Source organism: Neglectibacter sp. CSJ-5, assembly GCF_032490475.1.
In the GTDB taxonomy this organism is placed as follows: domain Bacteria; phylum Bacillota; class Clostridia; order Oscillospirales; family Acutalibacteraceae; genus Hominenteromicrobium; species Hominenteromicrobium mulieris.
The window spans coordinates 1-5,130 of record NZ_JAVYJC010000018.1 but is presented as its reverse complement, the minus strand read 5'-3'; the positions used below and the strand labels follow the sequence as shown (position 1 = coordinate 5,130).

Sequence of the window (5,130 nt, the reverse complement as noted above, 5' to 3'; positions counted from 1 at the left end):
TGTTCAGTTCGGTAAATTGAAGTTGGTCAAAGTTGTTGGCGAAGATATTCCACAACATTTCCATTCGTATCATAGAAACAGATGTTTCCTACATTGAGGGGCAGGACAATGGCGAAAGGCTTGCCACTATCAATATCAATCACCTGAATGCCGTTGCCATCATCTACTTCAAGTCGAACAATATTTTGGGTATTCATTGAGATAAATGCCCTTTCGTTATTTCCCTCAACAACAAACTCTGCAATGTAATCATCAACCTCAACTATATCTCCACCACCACGGAAGAAATATCCAAAAGACAAGCCAGGGCGATTTACATAGACAGAAAAAGTGTGGTCTGTCTTGTCCTGTGGGTAAGAAATAAATGCAGCCATTGTGTCGGAAATGCTTCCATCAACAATCCAATCATCCAAAATTTTTTGAGATTGGCGAATGTCTGCTTCTAAACTGTTTGCGGTTTTACCAATGTCATTGTTTGCATAAAGGAAACCGAAAACCAACACACAAGCCAAAATAACACCCAAGAGGATTATGGGTAATTTCTTTTTCATAGAATCACACTCCTTTATCAAATTAAGATTCTTGATTTTCAAACTTGCTGGCGGCGAACGGTTTGTCAAAACCGTTTGCGGACGGCAAGTCCACAGGGGATAGCCGCTTTAGCGGCGCAAGGGGGTGTAGCCACCTTGACGGAACGAAGTGACGCAACATTCTCGGTCATGCAGTTTTCTTCTGCTGACGGAGAATGAAGCTCCGCAGGACGCACTACTCTCGACAGAGAGTATAGAAGTGCGCCCTTAGAGTTCTAAGGGTATTTTTAGATAATTGGGAATGTTTCTTTGTCAAACTGCGTAACATTGAACACGATACGCCACTCGACATCATCACCAACCGGTTCAAAGTGCAGAGCAGAACAAGCAGCATGAAGTTTTTCTTGTGAATTTGTTCCATATATAACTGCTGTCGGACCATCTGCACCACCAATAACACCAACAACAAAACAGGAACTACTGCCAACTGGACGGAACGAATGATCGTCTGGTGTAACTTCTATCGGTCTATCGCCTTCATCACAGTCAAAAACCGAAATGTTCTCCATCGGTTCAGGGGTAAGTGTATAACTCATGGCAATATAATGTGTCGGATAAATCCAGCGATCAGAACCAAAACTATTTTGAGGAACTGTCTGCTGTTCTATTTCCTGCACGGTCAGTGTATGGGTTATTCCGCTAACAGGATGGGAAAACATAAATGAATCTCCGGGTGCGTGAACTTTGAAATGTGAGCCTGGAACTTGTCCTGGTTGCTGCTCCATTGTAAGAAAAAGTTTATTGATTTCAGGGTGATGCTTGGTTCCCCAAGGAAATACGTCTCTGCATATGACCCAGCCATAAGTACTATCCAGCCCATAATGGTCGATTGCCCATTTTGCTTCCAACTCATTGATAACGCCATCTGGCAGACAAGGATTAAAGCTCACAGCGCAGCCATGGGTTGCCTGTAATATTTTCTCGTTTAACTTCAAGCAAGGTTTGAAGTTAAAACAAAGTGGGTTTTCCCATTCCATCTGCATCTGTTGCTCACGGGTAAAATTTTCACATGAGTCATTTTCCCAGTCCAGATTCCATTTTTTCATGAAGTCACGGATGCTTTCTGAATCAACTCGCATACAAAAATCAACGACAAGTCCTTTGCTACATGAATAAGCTGCCGGAATTACCCAATGATATCCAGCCCAATCGAATTGTTTATCCAGCTTGATCTCTTTTCCGGCACGGTCTTTACCTCGATGTCTCCAGAAATCTCCATCAAAGTAGACCTTCCATTCAGGGGCAACCAATTCTGCTTCTGAAGTCATATCATTATCGTAATAATCTTCTGTGTATTTAATCTGACTGTAATCAAAGGAAGATTGCAGGTTTTTGATATATGTCCACGGTTGTTCCATAGGCAACAAATTCATCTTCTCTGAAATTTCCGATAAAGTTTGCTGTTGTTCCTGGGTTGTAGGGTTTTCATTGAGAAAGGCTTCAAACTGTGCTTCGTTCCACATCCACGCTTGTTCCACTGCCGCCACATCACCACAAGCCAGTATAAGCCGCAGAAAGTCGGTAAAATTTTCAGCTACTGGATGAACATAATCAGGAGAAGTATTCATGGGGCTGACAGAGAAAACCATCTCTCCAAATCCACGAATGAAACAGAAGTGGATACCATCTATCCCTGCCCATCCAAAAACCGATGCCCCTTTTGGGGTACAAAAATAATTTGTATTATCCTCACGGAGTTCAACTCCCACAGGACTTAAATCGACACCCCGCTGTAAAAATTTTTTCAAAATTCTATTCATTAAGCATCCCCCCATAAAATTAGTGCTATCACGCTCTTGATTGTAGTAAATTTTATCACAAGAGTGTGAATAAATCTACTGGCGAATGCTGAAACCGCCCGAACAGTTTCTTTCTGCTCAGGCGGCTTTCTTCATCCATTTTTCTTTCTTCTGCTGCACTTGTTCATGGGCTTCCTGCTGAACATCAGCCCAGCGGAAAAGCCATACTTGAAGTGACTTTCACTTTCTTCACATTGGGCGATTGCTGTCTGCGCCCGGAGTTCCTGCACCAGCTCATAGTCCTCTTTGCTGAGCCGCTGGGACAACTGCTCCATGAGCTTTTCACAGGCTATGACTGCCCTTCGGTATTCCGGTGATGTAGGTACAACTGTCTCGCAGGGATAAAACTCCCCATTATACATGGCTTCCAAAATCATAGCTTTACCTCTCTCAACAGTAGATTAGTTCCGTCTTGATGATTTCCTCTGCCCGGCAGCGGATGGAGTTCATTGACTGCACCCATAACATCTGATTTTCCGCTTTCATGGCTTCGGTCACGCCCTCGGCTTTCATCATCTGCCGGATAATCAAGTCCAGCCTGTCTGCCGCCTGCTCGTTCAGATCGGCAACGACGGTGTGGAGGCTGCCGGACAAAATTAGCTCGTTGTAAAGCATGGGACGGTGCAATTTCAGATAGGACTGGTGCAAGCGTCCCCAATGCCCAATAGGTCGGCGTTCCTCCGGCAGCTTCAAGTCCGGCACATAGTAGTCGCCCACCAACACATAGTCCATACCGTTCTCATGGATTCTCGGTTTCAACTCTTTCATAAAATCACGCTCCCTTTCTCGGTCCCAGCTGCGGCAAACTGCTCACCGGGATAAATACCCCTCTGGCAATATCCTCGGTGCGGATTGCCTGTTTTCTGGCTTCAATCTCCGCTTTTTTCTTGGCTTTCGTGCGCTCCTCATACTCTTTCTGTTTACCATTGGCTTTCCGCTTCAAGTAGTTCTGGTGGAGCCTGTCCTTGCGTTCCTCACGCTTGCGGATTTCCTCTAATTCCTCCGGGGTAAGCTCCACTTCGCCAAACGCAGGGGGAACGAAACGACCCACGAAATTGAAGTAAATCTCGACCTCCTGTGTGGTCTGAATACTGCCCTTGCGGTCACGCTCATGCACAAGGATTTTCTCAATAAACTCATTGAGCATGGCAATCGTCAGCTTGTCGAAGTTCTCATACTTGTCAATCAGAGCGATAAAACGGTCAGCGTCCTTTTCGTGCTTCTCGTAGCTCTTGATAGCCTTTTCCAGATCGGAGATTTCAACGGTAAGCTCGGACTGTTCCTTTTCGTATTGAGCGTCCAGAGTGGCGTATCTGCTGTCGGACAGCTTTCCTAAAATGTTGTCCTCATAGATTTTGCAGAGCAGGACTTCCAGCTCGGAAACTCTCTGCTTTGCGGTGGCAAGGCGTGTCCGCTGTTTCTTGACCTCTGCCGTCTGCTGGCTGGACTGCGCTTCCTGCACCACACGGACAAACTCGGCTCGGTCATGCTTCGCATACTCGGCAATGGCTTTCAGCATTTCAGAGACAAGGGACAGTACCACATCTTCATTGATACGGTGCTGTGTCGTGCAGAGCTTTCCAACTGGGACTTTGCTGTATTGGGAACAGGTATATTGAGAAATACGCTTGCCGTTGTTGGTGCGGTGGACATACATCTTGCCACCGCAATCGGCGCAATAGAGCAAGCCCGTGAGGGGAGCTGCTTCGCCCCAGCCGTCTGGGTAGCGTCTGACATTCCCACGGATTTTCTGCACAAGGTCAAAGGTCTGCTGGTCAATGATAGGCTCATGGGTATTCTCGAAAATTGTCCATTCGTCCTCCGGGACATAATGGCTTTTCTTGTCCTTGAAGTGCTTTCGGGTCTTGAAGTTGATGGTGTGTCCCAGATATTCACGCTTTTCAAGAATGTTGCAGATGGTGGAAGAACCCCAGCCGTACACATCTTTGAAGGTCTTATTTTTGTTCACGCCCTCGCCGTGCCGGGCAAGGTAAGCGGACGGAATGAGGACTTTTTCTTCTTTCAGCTTGCTGGCGATCTGATACGGACCGTAGCCGTCAATCGTCATGGCAAAGATGTGCTTGACCACCTCGGCGGCTTCGGGGTCAACCAACCATTGGTCTCTGGCTTCGTTCCAAAGATAGCCGTAAATGACCGTGCCTGTGAGGTGCTTGCCGGACTTGCCTTTGGACTGGAAAGTGGAACGGATTTTACGGCTGGTGTCTCTGGCGTAGTATTCGTTCATAATGTTGCGGAAAGGGGTAAAATCATCGTCCCCTCTGGCACTGTCCACGCCGTCATTGATGGCGATAAGGCGAACGCCACGCTGACGCAGGATTTCCATAATCTGACCGACTTTCAGATAGTCACGACCCATGCGGCTCATGTCCTTGATGCACAAATACTCCACATTCCCGGCTTCCACTTCTTTCATCATTGCTAAAAATCCGGGACGGTCAAAGCAAGTACCACTAATGCCATCGTCCGTGAAATGGACAATGTTTGTAAAGCCCTGCCGTGCGGCGAACTCCTCCAACATTGCCTTTTGATTGGATATGGAATTGCTCTCACGCTGTTGGTCATCATCTTTGCCAAAGTCATCACGGCTCAGTCGTTCGTACAGAGCTGTGATTTTCTCATTTTTTCTCATAACTTGCGCTCCTTTCTTCGGTTTTAGGTTGTGTGTTCTAAGAGACTTCCCAACCGCTTGATTAAGAAGTCTTTTAGAGCATACAACACCG

5 protein-coding genes are annotated in these 5,130 nt (G+C 46.5%); all 5 read right to left on the bottom strand.

Translation table 11 applies throughout. The annotated features are described in order from the left end of the window. Nucleotides 1–26: 26 nt before the first annotated feature. Nucleotides 27–551: a hypothetical protein gene (locus R2K26_RS15340; RefSeq protein ID WP_015516227.1), complete on the bottom strand. Its 525-nt coding sequence runs from the start codon at nt 549–551 to the stop codon at nt 27–29. A gap of 266 nt (nt 552–817) precedes the next feature. Then, the gene (locus R2K26_RS15335; protein ID WP_316523418.1) at nt 818–2,350 is read right to left on the bottom strand and encodes a hypothetical protein; all 1,533 of its coding nucleotides are present in this window, start codon (nt 2,348–2,350) and stop codon (nt 818–820) included. Nucleotides 2,351–2,481: 131 nt separating this feature from the next. Continuing rightward, nucleotides 2,482–2,766 carry a DUF6809 family protein gene (locus R2K26_RS15330; RefSeq protein ID WP_396897269.1) on the bottom strand — a complete coding sequence of 95 codons (285 nt, stop codon included), beginning with the start codon at nt 2,764–2,766 and terminating at the stop codon, nt 2,482–2,484. A 13-nt stretch (nt 2,767–2,779) separates the two neighbouring features. Then, nucleotides 2,780–3,157 (bottom strand): TnpV protein, encoded by a 378-nt coding sequence (locus R2K26_RS15325; RefSeq protein ID WP_021630767.1) that lies wholly within the window; start codon nt 3,155–3,157, stop codon nt 2,780–2,782. A 4-nt stretch (nt 3,158–3,161) separates the two neighbouring features. Then, a complete protein-coding gene (locus R2K26_RS15320) occupies nt 3,162–5,039 on the bottom strand; it encodes a DUF4368 domain-containing protein (protein ID WP_396897268.1) in 1,878 nt (625 codons plus the stop codon). Nucleotides 5,040–5,130 lie beyond the last annotated feature (91 nt).

Coding starts and splice junctions, on each gene's coding strand:
- R2K26_RS15320 (WP_396897268.1), bottom strand. CDS start 5,039: ATGAGAAAAAATGAGAAAATCACAGCTCTGTACGAACGACTGAGCCGT.
- R2K26_RS15330 (WP_396897269.1), bottom strand. CDS start 2,766: ATGATTTTGGAAGCCATGTATAATGGGGAGTTTTATCCCTGCGAGACA.
- R2K26_RS15325 (WP_021630767.1), bottom strand. CDS start 3,157: ATGAAAGAGTTGAAACCGAGAATCCATGAGAACGGTATGGACTATGTG.
- R2K26_RS15340 (WP_015516227.1), bottom strand. CDS start 551: ATGAAAAAGAAATTACCCATAATCCTCTTGGGTGTTATTTTGGCTTGT.
- R2K26_RS15335 (WP_316523418.1), bottom strand. CDS start 2,350: ATGAATAGAATTTTGAAAAAATTTTTACAGCGGGGTGTCGATTTAAGT.